Below are 24,567 nucleotides of genomic sequence, written 5' to 3' on the forward strand. Positions count from 1 at the left end.
AAAACAGATGAGGTTGAAGAAGTACTTTGGCCTTCTGTCGAATATGAAAAATTTGGGGTGCGGCAAAGCAAAACGAGTATTTTACTTTGCGCTCAAGCTATAAGTTTATATATGAATCTTAGCTTCTTTCAATAAGGCATTTAATTTAGAGGCTAAGTGGTTATTGTCTTTGCCATCAAGTTGATTTAATTCATAAACATAATCTTTATAATGGACTTTTCCTGTTTGCACATCATAGACTGCACCAACCATTGCAATTTCATTTTTTTCTATCATGTCATGTAAAATGGGGCTTCGTTTATAAATATTTTGCATGGTATTGGCTACGTTTAAGTCTGTGACATGATGAACGAAAGTGTCATTTTTGCTGTGGCGATCATTTGGTGTTTGATTTTCGGCATTAATAGCAGGTTTTATTTTCTCTAATAACTCAGTAATATGTCCTTTTTCAATTCCATCACAAGCAGACTGAATGGCACCACAACGAGTGTGGCCAAGAACGATGATTAATTTCACACCTACCACGCTGCAGGCATATTCGATACTGGCAAGCACATCATTATTGACCACGTTTCCTGCAACACGGACACAAAAAATATCGCCAAAACTCATATCAAAAATAGTTTCAACGGGGACTCTGGAATCAATACAGCCAAGAACTATAGCGATAGGATGTTGCTCTTTTGCGGTGTGTTTAATATCCAATTGGTTAGAGCGATGAATTAAATTACCGTTCAAAAATCGATGATTTCCTTCATTTAAAATATTTAAGACCTCAGAAGGGGATAAATGTGATTGTACGTCGTATGTAGTTACATTAATAAAATCGATATGATTATGAATTTTATAATGCTTTTTAAAGCCAATAAGATTTAGGGATATTTTCTTATTAGGAGCTTGCTCGTCCTGAAACTCTTTTAATAATTCTAAAATTTCCTTATCAATGTATTGGGAATAACGCGCATCAATAATTAATTGTGATTCTTTAGGTATAGAATTAAGTTCAGCAATTAAAGCTGCTTTATTTAAAAAAGTCATTTGTTGTGGGAGTACTAGGCGATTGATAACTCCGGTAGTGTGAATTTCCTTGATAATATTGATACGAGCTTGACTGTTTGATTTTAAAATGTAAAACAGGCTTACTGCCAATCCAATCAAAATACCCATCAAAAGATTAAATACAATGATACCAATCACAGTAGCTATAAAAGGAATAAAGCGATCATAACCTTGTGCATAAATAGAGCTATATATAGAGGGCTTATTCAGTTTATAACCGGTGTACATCAAAATAGCTGCCAATGAAGACAATGGTATTTTATTTAGTGTTCCAGGAATTAACATCACTGCAAATAAGATAAAAACACCATGTAAAATGGTAGATACCTTGGTTTTAGAACCTGCTTGAATATTAATTGATGTTCTAACGATTACGGATGTAATTGGAATTCCACCAATTAATCCTACAGCTACGTTTCCTACACCTTGTGCCACTAATTCACGATTCGAAGAGGGATGACGACGTTTTTTGTCAAGTTTTTCACCAGCTTTGAAATTCAGTAAAGTCTCAAGAGAGGCAACAATACCAATAATAAATGCATAAACATAAACTTTAGGGTTAGTCCAGGAGGACCAGTTAGGATATTCAAATTTGCTAAGTAGCTCATGAATATCGTTTGTTTGGGGAATATTAACTAATTGCGGTGAGTTTTGAGCAAGATTTGAGTCAGTCCATTGAAATAGTTCATTGAGCAGGACGCCTAAAATCACTACAATGATCGGCGCGGGTATTTCTTTAAGTACTTTATTTTTTGTTAAATCAAAAAAGATTAATGTGACTAAAGAAATGATGGTAATGAGCATGGCTCCGGAATTGATGTGATGATAGAGTGCAAGAATAGGACTTAATGTAATTTCTTCTGTTGTTTCTAATAAGTGGGTTTTAAGTTCATTAAAATCCGCAGACAAGGTAAATGCAAGTGGTAGTTGTTTGATGATTAATAAAATTCCAATAGCACAAAGTAAACCTTGCACGACATTTGATGGCACGTAATCTGCTATAAATCCAGCCCTAAGACTACCTATGATTATTTGCAATATTCCTGCAAGTACTAAAGCCAGTAAAAATGAATTAAAATCGCCAACATGAGCGATAGCGGCAACTACGACAGCAGCCATTCCAGCGGCAGGCCCACTAACACTGACATGGGAACCACTCAAGCAACCAACAACAATTCCACCGATAACGCCACTTAAAATTCCTGAAAATAAAGGGGCGCCAGAGGCTAGAGCAATCCCTAAGCATAATGGAATAGCCACGAGAAATACGACTATGGCAGCGACAAAATCAAATTTAAGAAAACGCTTTGTATAAATTCGAAATATACGAGAGTCAACTGTGGTATTTGTGAGCATGAAGAAATTCCTATGATAGCAATTTAATATTTTATTAAAAATTTTTCTAATTTTAGACTAAAGTGATATTTAATAAAACATAAATGTTACAAAAATGTTATAAAAATGTTTCTTTTTAGTTAAGATTATGTAATTAATTCTAACTTTTAGTGTATAAAAATATCTATTTGCTTCTTTTAGTGTAAGAAATATTTAAAAAAATGGAGAGGAGAAGAGGCTGAGTTCCTTATAAAAAATTTTCTTTATTTATACAGAACTCTAAATGTACGGGAGCTTTTAATTTATTTGAATTGCCACCAAACTCTATTCATCTACAGTGTCAAATTCTTCTGAGCTGAAAACTTCACTGGCGTTAGTTACCTGATTAATTATTAATTCATGTTCCAGATTTCTAAAATTCCACATATTTTGGTCCATAAGCTGACTCGGTTTGATGCTTTGTAGGGCATGAAGGATGTTACTAGGAACTTTGGGGTTTTCTTCCGCAAGTTGATCAATTACTCGAGCTACTTTTTTACGCATTAAATTTTCTTGGGAACCGCAAAGATTGCATGGAATAATAGGATACGCTTGTTCTTGTGCATACGTAATGATGTCTTTTTCTTGGACGTAGCATAAAGGGCGAATGACAATGTGTTTTTTGTTATCACTGAGTAATTTAGGCGGCATAGATCGAATATCGCCATTATATAAAATGGACATCATTAAGGTTCGTACCAAATCATCTCGATGATGGCCGAGAGCAATTTTGTTAAAACCATTTTCTTCCGCATAACGATAAATAATGCCCCGTCGTAGTCGCGAACACAAAGAACAATAGGTTTTGCCTTCGGGGATTTTTTCTTTAACGATGCTGTAGGTATCACGAGTCAAGATTTCATGCGGAATCGAACGTTCTTTAAGCCATTGACGTAACGCTGAATCATTCCAGCCAGGTTGTGCTTGATCGAGAGTAAACGAGAAAAGTTCAAATTTATTACCTGAACGACGACGCAATTGATTGAGAATGGTAAGTAAGGTAAAAGAGTCTTTGCCCCCTGATAGACAAACCATAACCCGATCGCCTCGTTGGATCATATTAAAATCTGCAATGGCTTTACCTGTGTAATGAAGCAATTTTTTTTCAATTTGAGAAGGATTGGACATTATTGAAAACTCATTTAGTGGGGTTAAATAAAAATTGTTATTTGGTGTTTCCAGTGGTAGGGAATCCATTAACCCTTGTTGTTTCTAACCATGAATTTATTAGCTCCAGATCATTAGCATTTAATGTTCCGGCCTGATATTTTAATGTTAAAACGGCATTAATTAAATTGTATTGGTCATTAGCCAGTAAGTTTTGAGCTTCAAATAAGCGTTGTTGGGCATTGACTACATCTACCATCGTACGCGTACCTATTTCAAACTGCGCTTCGGTGCTGTCTAATGAGTTTTTCTGGGAAATAACCGATTGTCGGTCCGCTTTGACTTTACTAATCCCATCGGTGATTGTATTAAACGCAATACGGCTGTTTACGACTACTTCTCGATAAGCCTGCTCGACTTGCTCGCTTGCTGCTTGAAAATTGTGTTTTGCTTGGCGAGTTTGAGAACGGACTAAACCTCCTTGATATACTGGAAAATTCAAAGCAAGCCCAACAGATGATTGTTTTTGGTTTACGGGTAATAAGGGATTATTATCGCTTGTAGTATTTAAACTATTTGATGTTTCGGTTGTATTCCCTTGAACTGAAATAACAGGCCAATTGCCTGCAGAAAGAGCTTTTACGTTTTCACGTGCCACTTCGAGATTGTATTTGGCTGACAACAATTTATAATTTTGCTTCAGTCCTGTATCCACCCATTGATCGGCATAATTGGGTTCTGGTTTTATTAATGGAATTTTACCATCTCGTATAGGCGCTATCGAATCGTATACATGGTTGGTAAGTTTTCTTAAATTCTCATTTTGATTAACTAGATTATTTCGTGAAGCAATAACGGTAGCTACCGATTGATCATAGGCTGCTTTTGCTTCATAAACAGAGGTAATAGGATCGAGCCCTACTTGAAAACGTTGTTGCGCTTGATCGTATTGACGTTTGTTTGCTCTTTTTTTTGCTTCAGCAAAATTGAGTGTGTCCTGAGCATAGAGTGAATCAAAATATGCCTTCGCAGTTCTGAGAATCAAATCTTGAGCCGCATTATTAAAAATCGCTTGGGCTGCTTTTACAGATGCTTTGGCTTGTTGTACTTTTGACCATGCTTGAAAATTGAAAATTGCTTGTGATGCCGAAACTTGCCATGTTCTAGAGTTATAATAAGTGTCTTGAATGGTGAAAAAACCATCATTCACATGAAAAAAGTTACGAGTTGCTTGACCTGTAATCCCAACTTGAGGCAGTAGTGCTGAACGCGCTTGCGGAAGAGCTTCTGCATTGGCCATGTAAGTATCATAGGCATTCTTGAATAGAGGATCATTTTCAAGAGCTTGATGATAGATATCCATCAGATCTGTTGCAAATGCTTGCGGCAATAGACCTAATGTCATGAGAGAGCAGAACAACAATTTTTTCATTTGATCTAATTCCTAAAATACAAACTCTTTTGGTTTTGATTTGTCGATCAATAAAGGAATATTTGTTTCAAAAAGTAAAGATTCATGCCAATTTTCATCATGGTCGAGTTCATACAGTCTGCCTTGTAGTACAGGAGATTTGCCTAATATGGTAAATAGCTTACCGCCAGGTAGAATTTGTAGTTTTTCCGTTTCAGTAATCTTTTCTAATCCACCGGTGAAGATGACAACATCATAAGGAGCTTTCTCTAACCAGCCTTGGCTGGCATCGCCTGTAATTAATTCTACATTATTGCAATGATGGGCTTTTAATTTTTTTTCTGCTTGAACTGTAAAATCAGCATAATAGTCAACACTAATTATCTTTTTAGACAATTTACTGAGTAGGGCAGTGAAGAAGCCACTCCCGGTACCTACTTCCAAAACTGTTTCATGGCCTTGGAGATTAAGTGCTTGCAAAATTATTCCTTCCTCTAAAGGAGTAAGCATTCGTTGACCATGATTCAGGGGAATTTGCATATCCGAATAAGCAAAATGGGTGAACTGTTCAGGAACGAACTCATGTCTGAGTATTACCTCATATAAATTAAGTATGGATTCGTTTAAAACATCGCCAGTTCGAAGTTGTTGTTTGACCATATTAATGCGTGCGCTTTGATAACTCATTTGTTCTACCGTGTTGATTATTTAGATTTTAGATTTGGCCAGTTTATTTCCTTTAGTTTTGTTTCAATTAACATGCCTGCATGATCCATCTTTTGATTGATTTTTGGATTCCGCAGGTTTGCTGCGAAACAATGCGGCGGAAACGAATGACCAATGCACTTTCAAAACATGGACCCAATCTTAGCAAAAAATAAACTCATGTGCTAAGAAATAATGTTTGAATCCTAAATTTCATGGTGACTCTGTTTAAAGTTTGTTATGATCTGCATCTTTTAATGGGACGACCTAATTTTGAAAGCGGGTTGTTTCCTCATGTTTTATAGTTTGAGTACAGCGGAACGACTTTCAGTTTCTCTTCACGGCACCCAAGCTATAATATACGAAAATTCAATATTTAGGAGAATACTGTGCGTGAGCAATTTATTGACTTTTTGCAAACAGAAATAGAAACACTTAAGAGTGAGGGTTTATATAAGTCCGAACGGGTTATTTCCAGTCAACAACAAGCTGCTGTCACAGTAAATCACAAAGAAGTAATAAATCTTTGCGCTAATAACTATTTAGGTTTGGCGAATGATCCAGAATTAATTACCGAAGGACAAAAGGCATTAGCTCAGTATGGTTATGGCATGGCATCAGTGCGTTTTATTTGTGGAACACAAACTCCTCACAAGCAGCTTGAGCAGAAAGTCAGTCAATTTTTAAATAAAGAAGATACGATACTCTATTCTTCATGCTTTGATGCCAATACAGGTCTTTTTGAGACTTTGTTAGGAGAGGATGATGCTATTATCAGTGATGCATTGAATCATGCCAGTATTATTGATGGTGTACGCTTATGTAAAGCTGCACGTTATCGATATGCCAATAATGATATGAAGGCATTAGAAGAGCAATTAATTGCCGCCAAAAATGCACGATTTCGATTGATTGCGACAGATGGTGTTTTTTCTATGGATGGAATTTTGGCAAATCTTCCCGCAATTTGTGAGTTAGCGGATAAATATAACGCTATGGTTATGGTTGATGATTCTCATGCAGTGGGTTTTATGGGAGAAACAGGTCGTGGAACTCCAGAGCATTTTGGAGTAAGTGAGCGAATTGATATCATCACCGGTACTCTAGGTAAAGCTTTAGGTGGAGCGTCAGGAGGTTATACGGCGGCGCATAAGACTATAGTAGAATGGCTGCGTCAGCGTTCTAGACCTTATTTATTTTCAAATACTTTAGCTCCTGTTATCGCACATACTTCTTGCATCGTTTTAGATAATTTAATGAAAAATAACCATTGGGCAGAAAAATTGAAACGTAACAGTCAATATTTCCGTGAAGCTATGACTCGTTTGGGTTTTAAACTTATTCCTGGAGAACACCCGATTATTCCTGTAATGCTGGGTGATGCGAGTTTGGCCGGGCGTATAGCGAATCGTTTATTAGAGTTGGGTATTTATGTAGTGGGTTTTTCATATCCAGTAGTTCCCAAAGGACTGGCTCGAATTCGCACGCAGATGTCTGCTGCTCATGAATTGCATCATTTGGATAAAGCAATTGCTGCATTTGAAACCGTAGGTAAGGAGTTTTCTGTTATTTAAGAAACGTAGTGCGCTATAAAGGCGTGCATGTGCTTCTGTTGACGGGAGCCTGCTAGCAAGAATGCATCGCTTTTATATGGGATTTAGTTTCTAAAAACAGTTCGATATAAAATCACCTTATTTTTTATATTGAGCCACATTAAGTAAAGCGTTCCTCTCTCATTGGGTAGAGGGGATCTTATTTTGAGGTACCTCATGAAATCATTAGTCAAAGCGAAAAAGGAACCTGGAATTTGGATGGAAGAAGTCGCTATGCCTGAATATGGCGTTAACGATGTATTAATTAAAGTGAAAAAAACAGCAATTTGCGGCACTGATATCCATATTTATTCCTGGGATGAATGGGCACAAGCAACTATTCCTGTGCCTATGACTGTAGGGCATGAATTTTATGGAGAAATCGTTGCTGTGGGCCAGGAAGTGCGAGGCCTGAGTGTTGGCCAAAGAGTTTCAGGAGAAGGTCATATCACTTGCGGCGTTTGTAGAAACTGTCGCGCAGGAAAACGGCATCTTTGTCGTAATACTTTGGGTGTTGGCGTAAATAGACCAGGTTGTTTTGCGGAGTATTTATCCTTACCTGCTACTAATGTTATTGTGCTTCCCGATAATATCACTGGCGAGCAGGCTTCAATTCTAGATCCTTTCGGTAATGCCACTCACTGTGCTTTAGCTTTTGATGTTGTTGGTGAGGATGTATTGATCACTGGCGCTGGACCTATTGGTATTATGGCCGCAGCTATAGTCAGACATATAGGTGCACGTCATGTAGTAATTACCGATGTGAATGATTACCGTTTAAAACTAGCACAAAAAATGGGTGTTACTCGCGCTGTAAACATCAAATATGAAAAACTTTCCGATGTAGCTGCTGAGTTAGGGATGATTGAGGGATTTGATGTAGGCCTTGAAATGTCAGGAAATCCTATGGCTTTAAATGACATGATGAAAGTAATGAATCATGGCGGGCATGTTGCAATGTTAGGCATTCCTCCCCAAGAAACACCTATTGATTGGAATCAGGTTATTTTCAAGGGGCTGGTCATTAAAGGAATTTATGGTCGTGAAATGTTTGAAACCTGGTATAAAATGATTGCTATGTTGCAAAGTGGTTTAGATATTTCACCAGTAATAACGCATCATTTTCCAATTGATGACTATCAACATGCGTTTCAAATTATGGCTTCAGGTCAGTCAGGTAAAGTAATTCTTGAATGGTAGATTTATTGAGTCATCATCCTGGTTATACAGACAAATTTAAAGAAAGACGGAGTAGTTATGTCACAATATATTTTTACCATGAATCGTGTGAGCAAGATTGTTGAAAATCAACGATTTATTTTAAAAGATATATCATTAAGTTTCTTCCCTGGCGCTAAAATTGGTGTTTTAGGTCTAAATGGCTCTGGTAAATCAACTCTATTGCGTATTATGGCGGGTGTTGATACACAATATGAAGGAGAAGCTAGGCCTCAACCAGGGATTAAAATTGGTTATCTTGAACAAGAACCACAACTTCATTTGGATAAAACGGTACGTGAGGTCGTTGAAGAAGGCGTAAAAGATATGAAAGATAAACTTGCGCGCTTTGATGAAATCAGTATGCGTTTTGCTGAACCAATGAGTGATGATGAAATGAATACTTTGCTAGGAGAGCAGGGTGAATTGCAAAATGAAATTGAAGCAGGTGGTGGTTGGGATCTAGATAGAAAGCTCGATGTTGCCGCTGATGCGCTACGACTACCCGATTGGGATGCGGTGGTTGGAAAATTATCAGGAGGGGAGCGGCGTCGCGTTGCCTTATGTCGTTTATTGCTTTCGAACCCTGATATGCTATTGCTTGATGAGCCAACAAACCATTTAGATGCAGAGTCTGTAGCTTGGTTAGAACATTATCTTGAAGGTTTTCCTGGCACCGTAGTAGCAATTACTCATGATAGATACTTCCTGGATAATGCTGCTGAATGGATTCTAGAGTTAGACCGAGGTGAAGGGATTCCGTATAAAGGCAACTATACTTCTTGGCTTGAACAAAAAGAAGCTCGTTTAGAGATGGAACAAAAACAAGAAGATGCACACCAACGTTCTCTTAAAGCAGAGCTGGAATGGGTACGCACTTCGCCTAAAGGACGACATGCTAAAAATAAAGCTCGTCTTGCTCGTTTTGAGGAAATGAACTCTAAGGAATTCCAAAAACGCAATGAAACCAATGAAATTTATATTCCTCCTGGTGAGCGATTGGGAGATCTTGTCCTTGAAGGAGAAAAAATTACTAAATCATTTGGTGATCGCATTTTAATCGATAATTTTGATTTCAAACTTCCGAAAGGAGGAGTCTTAGGCATTATTGGCCCAAATGGTGCAGGGAAATCAACCTTCTTAAAAATGGTTACGGGTCAAGAAGAACCTGATAATGGTGTTATTCGTATCGGAGAAACAGTGCAACTAGCATACGTAGATCAGTTACGTGATGAATTAGATCCTAACAAAACAGTATGGCAGGAAATATCCGATGGACACGATATTATGCAAGTGGGTAGTTTTCAAATGCCTTCGCGTGCCTACGTAGGACGTTTTAATTTCAAAGGTTCAGATCAGCAAAAAAAGATGTCACAACTTTCTGGAGGTGAGCGAAATCGTGTGCATTTGGCTAAGTTACTGAAAAGTGGTGGAAATGTATTGTTACTTGACGAGCCGAGCAATGATTTAGATGTTGAAACGTTACGTGCTTTGGAAGACGCGATTCTCAATTTTCCTGGTTGTGTTATTGTCATTTCCCACGATCGCTGGTTCTTGGATAGAATTTGCACCCATTTGATGGCTTTTGAAGGGGATTCGCAAATAACCTTTATTGAAGGAAATTACAGTGATTATGAAGTGGATAGAAAACGTCGTTTGGGTGATGCTGCGGATAGACCATCACGTATTAAATACAGAAAATTGGAATCATAATTAAAATTAATTGGAGATAAAATCTAGATGAATAAGTTGTTTGGGGCATTGTTACTATGCCTGGGATTAACAGCATGTGTTGAATATGATGAGTCCACTTTAATCACTGATGATGCAGGTTATACTCACAGAACGGTTCATTATACAAAAGATAAGCGCGGCCGTGATTATTTTCCCAAGAAAATTAGTGCAACTGGAGAAAGGCGATTTATTTTCGATCCTAAAGCTTCTGCATGGGCTGCATATGATGAAGAAGGAAATCGATTATTAACTGGTGGCGGTTCAGCTGGAATAGATGTTTGCGAGGAAAACACAAACCAATCCTGTAGAACAGTGACAGGAACGTTTAAGGTCTATAACAGAAGAGGATTTGAATGCCGTTCAGGTGAATATCCAGTAGATACAAAAGGTGGTGCAAAAATGCCTTATTGTACCTATTTTTATCAAGGATATACTATTCATGCGGCATATGAAGTCCCTGAACATCCATCAAGCCATGGGTGTGTACGTATTTTCCCAAGTGCGGCTAAATGGCTAAGTGAAAACTTTTTCCAAATTGGCACTAAGGTAATTGTTTTGGCTTATCCTGATGAAAATGGTGTTCATAAAACTCAAGCATCATAGTTCTTTTGGGGATTTGATTAGACTTTACTGATCTCTATATCCAGTCTCGCAGGTTTTTTCTCAAGCTTCGAGACAGGGCTGTAAATTAGTGAGTTCGGAATAAGAGTGCGAATCATTATTTGGCGCGATCTGGTTGAAGAAGTGCAAGAAGTATTAAGGTAAATAGGTGCTCAAAACGATCGACCCCAGACAAGCACTGAATCTTCTACATACCTCAAAACCCAGGTTAGTTTTACTCTTTGGCGTTCCACGGCTTACCCGTGGAATCCATGAGCACTGGGCTAAAACACTGAACCCTCCGGACAAGCTGCGACACCTCACTTGCATTAAGCTCAGGAAAAAAGCAGGTTGAGCCTCGACCCAACAAAGACTGTTAAGCCACAGATGTTGGGTCGAGGTCAACCTACAACCTGACGCGCACTTTCCTTGGCTTAATGGTAGTGCTGCGATGCCTAGCCAGCGATGACAAAGATACATCGCTTAGCTTGTAATGATGTCGAGAGAATCATTGACTGTTTGTTGGTAAATTAGGTTGCCCCGTACTAGTTGATGCGGGATTTGTTGTGGGCGAAGTTGTTGTAGCTGGAGTTGTTGGAGCTGGAGTTGTTGGAGCTGGAGTTGTTCCACTGTTGCTACTTGGGGTAGTACTTGGTGTATTTGGGTTTGATGATTTTTCGGTATTTCGTGGCGCAGCAATCATTTGGATAATTCCCAAATCCCCAGTTATTTTTCGACCAATAGTTACATCAATACTGAGTAGTTGGGTTACTTTTTCTTTATCATTTTGATAAACAACTTGTAACGGTAAATTAAGTTTCCATTGATTCTCTTTAGCCTCAGTAACAATAGCTTGCCCCATTACCTGACTACTTACAGTAAGTTTTTGTGATTTGATGGCTTCCAGATTCCCTGATTTTTGGAGTGCGGTATTAAAACCTGTCCATCCTTGTTCTGTAAAACATGCTTCTAGCTTTTGTAATTGTTCATCTAATTTATTGGGATCAAAGTCAAACGCTTGAGTTACCGCTTTTTCTGACCAAGTTATCACAAGTGACTGGTCAATTTTTTTTGTTTCTGGTGGAATTTTGTAGTCACAATTGATAACAGGAGGTGGAACAGGCTGTGCCGAACTTACTGATGGCAGGCTCTGTACTGGAGGCGTTTGTGCCTGAGGACTAGCAAGCGTATTAGGTGCTGGTGTTGATGGAGATGCTGGTTGAGCAACATCAGCGTGTACTTGTACTTGAGCACCAATTAAAGTAATAAGAGCACCCCAGAGTATCGTATTCTTCATGAAACTGACTCCTTAAATTGAATGTATCAATTCTGCAATAATAAGAGCCGCTAGTCTAACAGTTTTTTGTTCTTGATCCAGCGGCGGCGACAATTCAGCAATATCAAAACTCACTACTTTGCCACTTTGAATGATGTATTTCAAGAGAGGTAGAACTTGCCAGGGAGTAAGTCCCAATGGTTGTGGGGCACTCACCCCGGGAGCAAAAGCTTCAGCTAACACATCCATGCATATAGTTAGGTATATATGATCCAGATTAAGCATGAAATCATCAAGAAAAGCTAAATGCCAAGCTAAACTATTGGCATAAATTTCTTCGGCGGTGAGGTACTGGACATTCAGTGCATGGGCTTGTTGAAACAAGGAATCCGTATTCCCCATTTTTTGAATTCCAAGACAGCAATAATTAAAGCTTTGGTTGTTTTCAGTACAATAAGCAGCAATTTGTGAAAAAGGGGTCCCTGATGTGCCGGGCTGATTTTTCTGATGAGGCCTTAAATCGAAATGAGCGTCAAAATTAATAATACCTAATTTACTGTAATGAGGTGCTAATCCTTGATAATGCGCCCATGCGATTTCATGTCCTCCACCTAAGGCAATGGTTTGATGACCTTGTTGATGACAAAAACTGATCAAATGTGCAAATTGTGACTGGGCAGTTTCTAATTCATCTTCTTCACACACAATGTTTCCTAAATCCCAAAATTCCTTATCTAGAGAGCAAGGTAATTTAGCCAGTTGGGTTTTTATGTGATCAGGGCCTAACTTTGCTCCTGGTCTTCCTTGATTTCGCTTAACTCCGGCATCACTGGCAAACCCTAAGAAAATTGTCCTTTTTTCTTTAGTGATTAGATCCGTTTGTTGTTTGGGAAAAATAATTTTTTGAAAAAATCGCTCTGCTTTTATTGTATCTTTTCTGCCTTTCCAAAGTGCAGAATTGGGTTGGTGATAATTGGAAAGAAGTTCAAACATTAAATTTCTCCTATATGATGATAGATGATGCTTACGCCAATCTCAATTGACACACGACCGATAGCAATAATCTGAGAAAAGTCATGTATTATACATGAGGGTATACTTTTTAGTCCGATCAGGGAACTTTTGAATTAATCCAATCTTAATCCTATAGATGCTCTTTTCTGCTGCAAGCGCGCATAAAATTATGCCAAGTTTATTCAATGTCTGGTATCATTTGCACACATTAATTAATGTACAGAGGATATCATGTTTGTAATCACTGGCGGTGGAAGCGGGATTGGGAAGTCTTTAGCTTTTTCTTTGGCAAAACGTGATCAATCTGTTTTAATTGTTGGTCGTCGAGAGTCGTTGTTGCAAGAAACGGCAGCGATGTCAGCAAAAATTCACTATCTGCGTGCTGATGTTTCAACTTCTGAAGGACTTGAGTCTATTAGAAATTATTTACTTGAAGTTCCTCATATTGATGCTCTTATAAACAATGCGGGTACTTTAAATCCTTTAACTCCTTTAAGAGAAGTTGAACTGAAAGATTGGCAGCATGCTCTAAATACTAATTTGAATTCCGCTCTTTTTCTTACACAAAAACTCTACAGCAAACTAATTAACGGAAGAGTGCTTAATATTGGTTCAGGGGCAGCTTATTTTCCTATTAGAGGTTGGGCCGCTTATTGTGTTTCTAAGGCTGCTTTATCGATGCTTACTCAATGTTGGCAGCTAGAGTCTGAAGACATTGCGTTTGCAAGTGTTATGCCTGGAATAATCGATACTCATATGCAGGTGGTAGCTCGAAGTAACGCGAATCCGGATTATGAGCGCATCGACTTTTATCAGAGTTTGAAAGATAAAAATTGTTTGATTTCTCCAGATACTGTTGCTGAATTTTTGACGTGGCTTTTATTAGATATCGATAAGAAAACTTATGTCTCTAAGGAATGGGACGTATATGATACCGAGCATCATCCGGCTTGGCTTAAACCTCCTCATCAAGTTCTTCATTGGGATTTTTAATGTTTGCTTGCGATAAATTATTATTGAATGCATCGACTATTGATGCCCAGGGAAATCAATTAATGCAACAGGCCATAGCGATTAAAAATGGTCTTATAGCGTGGTGTGGAGCACAAGAACAAATACCGCCGCAGTTTCATCAAGCAAAGCAAAAAGAAGATTGTTATGGCAAGTTGCTTACTCCCGGCCTCATTGATTGTCATACACATTTAGTTTATGCAGGCAATCGCTCAGCTGAATTTCAAATGAAACTTGCTGGCATCAGCTATATTGAAATTGCTAAAAAAGGTGGCGGCATATTATCAACAGTCAAACAGACCCGTGACGCATCTGAGGAGGAATTGCTCAAGCAATCCTTACCCAGAATTTTAGCCCTACGAGATGATGGTGTGACTACTGTTGAGATTAAATCAGGTTATGGTTTAGATTTATCCAATGAAATGAAAATGTTGCGCGTTGCCAAACGCTTAGGTGAGCTCACCGGTTTAAGAGTTAGAAAAACCTTTCTTGGGGCGCATGCAATTGGACCAGAATTTAAAGGAAACAGCCAGGCCTATGTTGATATGATTTGTCAAGAAATGTTACCCGCTGTTGCTGAAGAGAGTTTAGCGGATGCTGTGGATGTTTTTTGCGAGTCTATTGCTTTTTCGCTCGCTCAAACGGAGCAAATTTTTAGTGCTGCTCGTGAATTGAATCTCCCTCTAAAATGCCATGCAGAGCAACTGTCTAATCTTGGCGCAAGTAAACTTGCAGCAGAATTTGGTGCTTTGTCTTGTGATCATTTAGAATTTCTTGATGCTCAAGGAGCATTGGCTATGGCAGAGGCCAACACGGTTGCTGTTTTGCTTCCGGGAGCCTATTATTTTCTGCGTGAAAAACACAAGCCTCCAGTTGATTTATTGCGTCAAGCTGCTGTGAATATCGCTGTTGCTTCTGATTGTAATCCTGGCTCATCACCAACTGCATCACTACGTTTAATGATGAGTATGGCCTGCCAATTTTTTTCGTTAACTGTTCCTGAAGTTTTGGCTGCTGTTACGAGCCATGCAGCAAAAGCATTAGGAATACAACATGAAGTAGGTGTAATTGCCGCTGGTATGACAGCAGATTTAGTGCTGTGGTCTACGGAGGACAGTGCCGCCTTGTGTTATTATTTTGCCTATCCTTTGCCACATCATATGATGATAGCAGGTGAATGGGTTTCTTCTCAGAAAAATGATTGGGAATAAGATTATGATAAAGTTAATAAAAATCGTTTTATCTTTATATTTACTGGCATGTTCTTTTATTGTTTATGCAATTTATCCAGCATCAGTCCAAAAAGAAACACCTGCTTATATTTTGGATATCAAATACCCTCAAGGATTTAAAGATCCTCGTATCGATGCAGATTTACAAGGATTTATTGAAAAAACAAAACAACGTTTTTTTAAAGAAGTTGGATCCGATGCTGATGTTTCTGCTGATGCGCCCGGTAAATCAGGCTTGAATGTTACTTATTCATTGCCTTATAAAACGAAAAATACCTTAAGTGTGCGTTTTATGATTTCTATTTTTCATAAAGGCGCAGCACATCCTGCAAATACAGTCAGTACGTTAAATTTTATTAATGGATCTCAAGTTCAATTATCCGAGCTATTTCGTCCTGAAGTAGATTATTTAAAACCCATGGCTGATTTTTGTTATAAAAAAATAATGGCAAAAAATATCTCTGATAAAAAGTGGATTGGAGAAGGTACCAAGCCTACCGATAAAAACTACCAAATCTGGTCTTTTTCGTCAGAGGGGATAGACGTTATATTTGATACGTATCAAGTCGCGGCTTATGTCTATGGCCCGCAGACAGTAAGCGTTCCTTTATCGCAAATCGCTTCTTTATTAAAGCCTGATGTAGCACATAAAGTTTGGGGTCGTTAATGGCAGATACACCTTTTATAGCTGCAGACAAAAAAGTATCGGAACTTACCGTCCGAGTGATACTACTTGCTATAATACTCACAGTATTGTTAGCAATGTCTAATGCTTATCTTGCGTTGAAATTGGGGATTCTGACTTCAGCTTCAATTCCAGCAGCAATTATTTCGATGGGAATTTTACGCTTTTTTAAAAATTCTACTATTCTCGAAAATAATGCCGTGCAAACAGCCGCTTCAGCTGGTGAAGCGGTTGCTGGTGGAATTGTATATACTATTCCTGCATTAATTATTATTGGTTTTTGGAATCATTTTGATTATCTTACCAATTTTTTCATCGCAGTTTGTGGTGGAATTTTGGGTGTATTATTTTCCATTCCATTACGTCGCATTTTGGTCCATGACCAGTCTTTAAAATTTCCAGAAGGTAGAGCCATTGCTGAGGTATTAAAATCATCAGTTGAAAAATCAGGCATTAAAGACATTTTAATTGGTGGTGCACTTGGTGGTTTTATTGAGTTATTGCAAACTGGATTTAAGATAATTGCCAATAGCTGGGGATACTGGTTTGTTGTAAAGCGTTCTTTGTTCGGTCTTGGTGCAGGCTTTTCTGCAACAATGATAGGCGCCGGTTATCTTGTTGGTCATGATATGGCTATCAGTATATTTTTAGGGGCGGTAATTTCTTGGTTAATTGCATTACCTATAGTCAGTCATATTTACCCTGACTTTATCAACCATTATCCACCTGAACAAGCAGCAACCTTTCTATGGAACAGCGAAATGCGCTATATGGGGATAGGGGCTATGTTGTTTGCAGGGGTATGGACTTTTTTGAAGTTAATTAAACCCTTGTCTAGGAATATCCGGGCCTCGTTCAATAGTTTTAGCTCTAAAGGCAAGATGGAGCAACTCCCTCGTATTGATAAGGATATACCTTTACCCTATATTTTAATAGGCATTGGCGCATTCGCCGCAATATTATTTCTATTTTTTCAACTTGTTTTACCCCTGGGTCAAGTAGGATTAGACAATCAATATTCACCTACCTTAATTTTCTTGGCGGTACTGTATGTTTTATTTATAGGATTTATTTTTTCAGTTATTACAGCCTATTTTTCGGGCATGGTTGGTGTAACGGCAAGCCCTGGAAGTTCTGTGGTTATCTCTGGGATGCTTTTTGCTGCATGGTTATTGCTAGTTGCGATTGATCAGATGTTACCCCTTCCATTAAGTACAGAACAAATTCAAGCAGCAGAAGCAATTACGATTATGATTGGTTCTGTAGTTACAGGTATTGCTGCCATTGCCAATGATAACACTCAAGATTTAAAAGTGGGGCAGTTGGTTGGGGCAACGCCGTGGAAACAGCAACTCATGTTATTGCTTGGGGTGGTTATTTCTTCTTTAGTAATTCCGCCCGTAATGCAGTTACTGTTTGAAGTGTATGGTATAGCAGGAGTCATGCCTCATCCTAATATGGATATCAATCAATCGTTACCAGCACCTACTGCAGCATTAATGGCTGCGATTACTGAAGCAGTATTTAGAAATTCTCTGCCATGGGCGATGATGTTAATTGGTTCATGCATTATTTTACTTATTATTTTCTTGAATCATTTTTTTAAATTAAGACGTTATTTAAACTTGTCTATTTTGGGCGTTGCTATAGGAATGTATCTACCTCTTTCTTCTTCTTTTCCATTATTTATTGGCGGTATGATTGCCCTTTTGGTGAATAAGCATTTGAAAAAAAATAATCTTGTTGCAGAAGAAGTAGTGCTTCGCAAACAAAAGGGAACTCTTATTGCGTGTGGACTCGTTGCCGGTTCTGCCATTATGGATGTTTTGCTTGCGATACCTTTTTCAGTTTTACATAGCCCAGATGCATTGCAATTAGTTGGAAGTGATTGGAAAGATACTGGTGTTTATCTAGGGGTATTATCAACATTATTATTAGCATGGTGGATTAATCGCAGGGTATGCCGAGGTAAGTAAAAACTTAGTTGCTTTTTCATTCATACATACACTCCCAAACCTAATGCAGCCTTTAGGTGCATTAGGCATGGATGCTTCGCATTAATTTTTTTCAATTAATCATTTGGAACTCTCGTCACTGGGTTCTTCTAATTCTGCGCGATGGGGTTTTACTCTTGTTCAGGATATATCATAGAACCTTTATGAGAGTTCCCCCAAATTTCTTCTTCAGTTAATGTTGTTTCAATGAACTCTACAGGAGCTCCATCAATTTCAACCATGGCAACGCGAAATCTATCGAAAGGATAATAAGGCTCTAGTAAAACAGTTCTTCCAGCAATAGCCTCATCAATGCTATTTACTTTAAATGCTACATGCGGAGTTGATTGAATCAGCGGATGCAATGGACAGCCTTCTTCAAATCGATGCCATTGGATCCGAAAAGGATTGTTGCCATCTGTTGTATACATTTTAAATGTAGAACTGTATTTTTCATTGGGCATAGGCGTAGAAGTCGGTATGCCCATATGGTGATACTCATAACTCAATTCGTTTGCAATCATCACAGTACCCCCAGTTTACAGCGATTCTATTCTAGCTTTATGTTCCAATAGTTTTTCTTTAGCTTGCTGGGCTTGGGTAAATTTTTCTTGTTCCTTAGCAATAATTTCTGCTGGTGCCTTATCCGTGAATTTAGGATTATTTAATTTACCTTCGGCCAAGCTGATGTCTTTATCCAATTTTGCTAATTCTTTAGTAAGTCGAGTTAATTCAGCTTCCTTATCAATTAAATCAGCCATAGGAATGAGTAACTCAAGTTCGTTTAATACCGCTGTTGCTGAGACTGGAGCTTTTTCATCTGGATTAAGGCAATGAATGTGGCTTAATTTACTCAATGCTTTGAACGTATCTTGGTATTTTTCTAAACGTTCTTTGAGTATGGGTGTAATATTGCGAATATAAAGTGGAATATACTTGGCAGGTGAAATCGACATTTCACTACGTATGGTACGTACTGCTTGAATAGCAGATTTTAACCACTCTAATTCTTCTTCAATAGTATTATCAATAAATTCTTCATTGACTTGAGGATAGGCGCTGACCATAATACTTGCACCATTTTCACTGGTTAATTTTGTGGTTCGTAGCCAAATTTCTTCAGTAATAAATGGCATTAATGGATGCAACATTTTTAGAATTTGATCCAAGACATGGATAAGTGTTTTACGTGTGCCTCTTTTCAAGGCACTCAATGCATGTTCATCTTGTAATATAGGCTTAGATAATTCTAAGTACCAGTCACAATATTCGTGCCAGACAAATTCATAAATGGTGTTTGATAATAAATCAAATCGATAGGTTTCAAAATAATGATGGACTTTACTTATAGTGCGTTGTAAGCGAGATAAAATCCATTGATCGGCAGGGCTATACTGAAATGCTCCATCTCCAAAATCGATTTGCTCTTCATCTGTATTCAACAAGACATATCGTGCGGCATTCCAAAGTTTATTACAAAAGTTTCGATACCCTTCAACACGGCCTATGTCAAAACGTACATTACGTCCTGTTGATGCAAGCGAGCAATATGTGAAGCGTAGTGCATCTGTTCCATAGGCGCTAATGCCTTCTGGAAATTCTTTACGTGTAGCCTTAACGATTTTATCGCGAACTGACTCAAGCATTAAATTAGATGTTCGTTTTGCAATTAATGATTCAAGATCAATACCGTCAACAATATCTAAAGGATCAAGTACGTTCCCTTTAGATTTAGACATCTTATGCCCTTCACTGTCGCGGATGAGTCCGGTAATAAACACTTCTTTAAAAGGAATTTTTCCTGTAAATTTTAAGCCCATCATAATCATACGAGCGACCCAAAAAAAGATAATGTCAAAGCCGGTAACCAGAACAGAGGTTGGATAGAATTGCTCCAATTCAGGAGTGCGTTCAGGCCAGCCTAGAGTTGAAAAAGGCCAAAGCGCAGAGGAAAACCAAGTATCCAGAACATCTTCATCTTGTTTTAGCACCGTAGAGTCTTTAATTTTATATTTAAAACGCACATCATTTTCACTATAGCCTACGTAGACATTCCCATTACTGTCATACCAGGCAGGTATCCGATGTCCCCACCATAGTTGGCGGCTAATGCACCAATCTTCAATATTATTCATCCATTGAAAATAAGTTTTCGTCCAGGTTTCGGGTATAAAACGAATATCGCCGTTTTGTACAGCAGCAATAGCAGGTTCAGCCAAGGGTTGTGTTTTAACATACCATTGGTCGGTTAAAAGGGGTTCAATGATGACATGTGATTTCTCGCCGCGGGGAACTTTAAGTTTATGTGGTTCGGTTTTAAGCAGTAAATCAGTTGCTGCTAAATCTTTGATGATTTGTTCTCTTGCGACAAATCGATCCATGCCTTGATATTTTATTGGTGCATTTTTATTAATAGAGCCTTTTTTAGTTAATATATTGATTAGGGGTAGTTGATGGCGTTTACCTACCTCATGATCATTAAAATCATGCGCAGGGGTAATTTTAACGCAGCCACTTCCGAATTCTTTATCAACATATTCATCTGCAATAATAGGAATAGTTCTGTTGCAAAGAGGTAGATGCACCTCTTGTCCAATAAGATGTTTAAATCGTGAGTCTTCGGGATGTACCGCAACTGCTGTATCACCTAGCATTGTTTCAGGTCTTGTAGTAGCAACGATCAAAAACTCTGTTGAGTCCACAATGGGATAACGAATATGCCAAAGAAAACCATCTTCTTCTTCTGCGATTACCTCAAGATCTGATACCGCAGTACCTAACTTAGGATCCCAATTCACCAAACGTGTACCTCTATAAATTAATCCTTCATCATAGAGTTGCACAAATACTTTTTGCACAGCCGCAGACAATCCTTCATCCATAGTGAATCGTTCGCGACTCCAGTCAACTGATGCACCTAAGCGTCGCATTTGTTGGGTTATGGTATTGCCTGATTCGTTTTTCCATTCCCATACACGCTGTAAAAATTGTTCCCGAGTGAGATCTTTTCGAGAAATACCGGATGCTTCAAGTTGTCGCTCAACCACGAGCTGGGTTGATATTCCCGCATGATCGGTTCCAGGTTGCCACAATGTTTTATCGCCTAACATTCGGTGATAACGAGTTAATGCATCCATAATTGTGTGCTGAAAACCATGCCCCATATGTAAGCTACCGGTGACATTAGGAGGTGGGAGCATGATGCAAAATTTTTGGCCGTCACCATAAGGTTGAAAATAATGATGATTTTCCCAATGCTTGTAACGTGCTTTTTCAATTGCTTCTGGGGAATAGATTTTATCCATAATTAAACCTGTACTGATAAAACTAGAAATGGTATCACAAATTACATAATAAGTTGAGCAAGGATGTGTGAAGTTGGGGCGAGAATTAAGCGCAAGCGTTACATGCTCGATCTCATAAAATCCTTATCCCCAATTCGCACTATTTAATGTTTTTGGTTGGGTAACTGCACATCAGGAATCTTTGCTTCATCAAATTGAGGTTCAGATGTTTTGGACCGATGGTCCTCGGCAATATAAGTATATAATGTAGGAACCACAAATAAGGTGAATCCAGTTCCAATAAGTAACCCAGTAGCGATAACTAACCCAATATCAAAGCGACTTACTGCCCCAGCCCCACTGGCAATTAAAAGTGGTAAAACCCCAAATACCATGGCGGCAGTCGTCATGAGAATTGGTCTTAATCTAATTCCAGCAGCCTCTTCTACCGCGGCCCGTTTATCAAGATTTTTTTCTCGTTGTAAATGGTTAGCAAAGTCTACAATTAAAATTCCATGCTTTGAGATTAAGCCAATAAGTGTGATTAAACCCACTTGTGTATAAATGTTAATACTTGCTAATCCTAAATTTAAAGGAATCAAGGCACCACAAATTGACATGGGAACACTAATAAGGACAATAAGGGGATCGCGAAAGCTTTCATATTGAGCAGAAAGCACTAAAAATATGATTATAATTGCAAAAACAAAAGCAAAGAGTAATGCGTTGCCTTCTTGCATAAACTGTCTTGATTCACCCCCATAATCATAAGAAAATCCTTTAGGTAAAACTTGATCCGCTTCTTTTTGTAAAAATTGTAATCCTTCACCCAAGGTTTTTCCCGGCATCATTACTGCTTGAATGGTTGCGGAGTTCATTTGTTGAAAATGCGAGGCTGCATTTGGTACGGTTTTTTCTACCAAAGTGACTACGGTTGAGAGAGGGACCATCGTGCCATTAATGGTTCTTACATAAATTTGTCCTAATTCTTCTGGACTCATACGAAAGGAACGACTTAACTGTGGTATTACCTGATAGCTTCGCCCTTCAAGGTTAAAATAATTGACATAATTACCTGATAGCGCACTTGTTAAACTACTTCCAACCGCTTGCATGTCTAATCCCATTTCTGAAGCTTTAGAGCGATTAATGTTCATTACAATTTGGGGTTGATTGAATTTAAGTGAATTATCTACATAGATAAATAAGCCACTTTTCTTGGCCTTTTCTGTAAGCTTGTTCGAGACATCAAGTAAACTTTGAAAATCATTTGTTGTTTTGATAACAAATTGTATTGGAGTTCCTCCACCCCCACCAGGAAGTGGAGGAGGGACGATAGCAAAAGCATTTAATCCGGCGACATTGGATAACTTGTCTTGTAAAGGTTGTTTCAAGGCAAATTGGCTTTTATTACGTTCATTCCAGGGCTTAAGTACCATACCTGAAATAGGTTGATTATTATTTACGGTAAAATAATTTTCTGTTTCAGGAAAACTTTTATAAATTTCGTCAAATGGTTTGGTAAATGCTTCTATATAATTAAGTGTTGCGTATTGAGGGATCATGGCCATGACAAAAAAGAAGCCTTGATCTTCATCAGGTGCTGTTTCTGCTGAAGTATGAGTATACAGGTAAGGAAGCATCAGAATCACAACCGCTGCAAAATAGAGCATGATCACGCGAGTATCGAGTAAACTGTGTAATGCTTTTTGATATTTTGATTTAAGTTTATTAAAAAAAGTATCAAGGAAATGTACAAACTTACTACTAGAGATGTCTCTTGATAAAACTTTGGAACACATCATGGGTGATAAAGTTAAGGCAATGATTCCGGAAATAATTACTGCACTTGCTAAGGTAAAAGCAAACTCTTTGAACAAAGCGCCAGTCAGTCCTCCCATAAAGCCAATAGGTGCATAGACTGCAGCCAGTGTTATCGTCATCGCAATAACTGGAGTAGCAATCTCTCGTGCACCTATCATTGCAGCATCAAAGGGAGTTTTTCCCTCCTCTATATGGCGGTGTACATTTTCAACTACTACAATTGCATCATCCACAACTAAGCCGATGGCTAAAACAAAAGCCAGCAAAGTCAATAGATTAATACTGTATCCGAGTATGAGCATTAGGGTACATACACCCACTAACGATAAAGGAATAGTCACTAGAGGAATAAAAACAGAACGAATAGAGCCTAAGAATAAAAAAATGACAACAATAACAATTAATGCCGCTTCAATAATGGTATGTGTTACTTCGTCCAGAGACGCTCTGATAAATGCCGTTGCATCATAGACTATTGTTCCTGTTAAAGAGGGTGGGAATTCTTTGATTACAGAGGGTAACATCTTCCTAACTGCACTGATCACAGTTAGAGGATTCGCTGTTGGAGTAGGCGTTATAGAAATGAATACTGCCTTTTTGCCATTAAAGGTTACCGATGAGTCATAACTTTGTGAGCCTAACTCTATTTTTCCAATATCGCGTAAGCGTACTATAGAGCCTTTATCACTTTTGACAATAAGATTACTGAATTGATCCGCATTATTCAGATCTGTTTTAGCAGTAATACTGAGTGCTACATATTCTCCTTTTGTATTCCCTGCGGCGGTTAGGAAATTGTTTTTAGCAAGTACTGCAGATGCATCAGAAGGTGAAACACCCAATGCTGCCATTTTTTTTGGGTCAAGAAAAATACGCATTGAGTAAGTAGATCCCCCTAAAATGTCAGCTTTGGCTACCCCATCTACTGTTTGCAATTGCGGTTGTACCACACGGGTCGCATAGTCAGTGATTTGCTGTGGGGTCATTTGGGTGCTGTCCAAACTGATGTACATCAAAGCTGTGGAGGCATCGGAAGTTTTTAGAATAACGGGTTGTTGAGATTCTTTAGGGAGTTGGTTGATTGTTTGTTGCACTTTACTCATCACATCTGTAAAGGCAATTTGGGGATCGAAATTTAGTTTAATATTTAATGTAATGGTACTTAATCCTTGAGTACTTGAAGAAGTCATATAATCGATCCCTTCAGCACTTGCTACCGCTTTTTCTATAGGAGAAGTAATAAAGCCTGCGATAAGATCTGCATCTGCTCCTGGATAACCCGTCATTATGGTAATCACTGTATTATCCATACGAGGATATTGGCGAATTTGCATATTGTAAATGGCGTTAACGCCAAAAAGAAAAATAAGCAAACTAATTACCATGGCAAGCACAGGCCGTTTGATAAAGAGATCGGTAAATTTCATAACTTTTCCTGATTAAAAAA

General features: G+C 38.3%; 17 protein-coding genes. 8 read left to right on the top strand and 9 right to left on the bottom strand.

The features are described from left to right. Window positions 1–105: 105 nt before the first annotated feature. From EL220_RS03965 to EL220_RS03980, 4 genes are all read right to left on the bottom strand, one after another. A complete protein-coding gene (locus EL220_RS03965) occupies window positions 106–2,415 on the bottom strand; it encodes a SulP family inorganic anion transporter (protein ID WP_027271024.1) in 2,310 nt (769 codons plus the stop codon). Between the two features lie 303 nt (window positions 2,416–2,718). Continuing rightward, the gene (gene ttcA, locus EL220_RS03970; RefSeq protein WP_035906031.1) at window positions 2,719–3,561 is read right to left on the bottom strand and encodes a tRNA 2-thiocytidine(32) synthetase TtcA; all 843 of its coding nucleotides are present in this window, start codon (window positions 3,559–3,561) and stop codon (window positions 2,719–2,721) included. 37 nt (window positions 3,562–3,598) lie between these two features. Beyond that, window positions 3,599–4,972, bottom strand: a complete 1,374-nt coding sequence (locus EL220_RS03975) for a TolC family outer membrane protein (protein WP_027271022.1) — start codon at window positions 4,970–4,972, stop codon at window positions 3,599–3,601. Window positions 4,973–4,984: 12 nt separating this feature from the next. After that, the gene (locus EL220_RS03980) at window positions 4,985–5,638 is read right to left on the bottom strand and encodes a protein-L-isoaspartate O-methyltransferase family protein (protein WP_027271021.1); all 654 of its coding nucleotides are present in this window, start codon (window positions 5,636–5,638) and stop codon (window positions 4,985–4,987) included. 407 nt (window positions 5,639–6,045) lie between these two features. On the opposite strand from EL220_RS03980, the gene EL220_RS03985 reads away from it, so the two are divergent. The 4 genes from EL220_RS03985 to EL220_RS04000 all read left to right on the top strand — a co-directional run bounded on the left by EL220_RS03985 (window position 6,046) and on the right by EL220_RS04000 (window position 10,803). Continuing rightward, window positions 6,046–7,230, top strand: coding sequence for a glycine C-acetyltransferase (locus EL220_RS03985; protein WP_027271020.1), 1,185 nt, complete (start codon window positions 6,046–6,048; stop codon window positions 7,228–7,230). A gap of 195 nt (window positions 7,231–7,425) precedes the next feature. Continuing rightward, a complete protein-coding gene (gene tdh, locus EL220_RS03990; RefSeq protein ID WP_027271019.1) occupies window positions 7,426–8,448 on the top strand; it encodes an L-threonine 3-dehydrogenase in 1,023 nt (340 codons plus the stop codon). A 57-nt stretch (window positions 8,449–8,505) separates the two neighbouring features. Beyond that, the gene (gene ettA, locus EL220_RS03995) at window positions 8,506–10,179 is read left to right on the top strand and encodes an energy-dependent translational throttle protein EttA (RefSeq protein WP_027271018.1); all 1,674 of its coding nucleotides are present in this window, start codon (window positions 8,506–8,508) and stop codon (window positions 10,177–10,179) included. Between the two features lie 27 nt (window positions 10,180–10,206). Continuing rightward, window positions 10,207–10,803: a L,D-transpeptidase gene (locus EL220_RS04000; RefSeq protein WP_027271017.1), complete on the top strand. Its 597-nt coding sequence runs from the start codon at window positions 10,207–10,209 to the stop codon at window positions 10,801–10,803. 505 nt (window positions 10,804–11,308) lie between these two features. Here EL220_RS04000 and EL220_RS04005 read toward each other — a convergent pair. Together EL220_RS04005 and hutG are read right to left on the bottom strand one after the other, a co-directional pair. After that, window positions 11,309–12,097: a DotI/IcmL family type IV secretion protein gene (locus EL220_RS04005; protein WP_027271016.1), complete on the bottom strand. Its 789-nt coding sequence runs from the start codon at window positions 12,095–12,097 to the stop codon at window positions 11,309–11,311. A 12-nt stretch (window positions 12,098–12,109) separates the two neighbouring features. Then, entirely contained in the window at window positions 12,110–13,069 is a 960-nt protein-coding gene (gene hutG, locus EL220_RS04010) for a formimidoylglutamase (RefSeq protein WP_027271015.1), read from the bottom strand. Between the two features lie 252 nt (window positions 13,070–13,321). On the opposite strand from hutG, the gene EL220_RS04015 reads away from it, so the two are divergent. From EL220_RS04015 to EL220_RS04030, 4 genes are read left to right on the top strand one after another with little or no spacing between them, the layout of a single operon-like run. Next, entirely contained in the window at window positions 13,322–14,083 is a 762-nt protein-coding gene (locus EL220_RS04015; RefSeq protein WP_027271014.1) for an SDR family NAD(P)-dependent oxidoreductase, read from the top strand. Then, a complete protein-coding gene (hutI, locus tag EL220_RS04020; protein WP_027271013.1) occupies window positions 14,083–15,312 on the top strand; it encodes an imidazolonepropionase in 1,230 nt (409 codons plus the stop codon). The genes EL220_RS04015 and hutI overlap by 1 nt, the downstream gene beginning before the upstream one ends. A 4-nt stretch (window positions 15,313–15,316) precedes the next feature. Further along, complete coding sequence (locus EL220_RS04025) at window positions 15,317–16,000, top strand: DUF3298 and DUF4163 domain-containing protein (RefSeq protein WP_027271012.1); 684 nt, start codon at window positions 15,317–15,319, stop codon at window positions 15,998–16,000. After that, window positions 16,000–17,994, top strand: a complete 1,995-nt coding sequence (locus EL220_RS04030; RefSeq protein ID WP_027271011.1) for an OPT family oligopeptide transporter — start codon at window positions 16,000–16,002, stop codon at window positions 17,992–17,994. The genes EL220_RS04025 and EL220_RS04030 overlap by 1 nt, the downstream gene beginning before the upstream one ends. A gap of 149 nt (window positions 17,995–18,143) precedes the next feature. Here EL220_RS04030 and EL220_RS04035 read toward each other — a convergent pair whose 3' ends face one another. The 3 genes from EL220_RS04035 to EL220_RS04045 all read right to left on the bottom strand — a co-directional run bounded on the left by EL220_RS04035 (window position 18,144) and on the right by EL220_RS04045 (window position 24,547). Continuing rightward, on the bottom strand, window positions 18,144–18,536 hold the full coding sequence (locus EL220_RS04035; protein ID WP_035906028.1) for a glyoxalase/bleomycin resistance/dioxygenase family protein: 393 nt from the start codon (window positions 18,534–18,536) through the stop codon (window positions 18,144–18,146). A 15-nt stretch (window positions 18,537–18,551) separates the two neighbouring features. Then, window positions 18,552–21,317, bottom strand: a complete 2,766-nt coding sequence (locus tag EL220_RS04040; RefSeq protein ID WP_027271009.1) for a valine--tRNA ligase — start codon at window positions 21,315–21,317, stop codon at window positions 18,552–18,554. Window positions 21,318–21,460: 143 nt separating this feature from the next. Beyond that, complete coding sequence (locus tag EL220_RS04045; protein WP_027271008.1) at window positions 21,461–24,547, bottom strand: efflux RND transporter permease subunit; 3,087 nt, start codon at window positions 24,545–24,547, stop codon at window positions 21,461–21,463. Window positions 24,548–24,567: the final 20 nt, after the last annotated feature.

Origin of the sequence: Legionella sainthelensi, assembly GCF_900637685.1 — a bacterium.
GTDB lineage: Bacteria > Pseudomonadota > Gammaproteobacteria > Legionellales > Legionellaceae > Legionella > Legionella sainthelensi.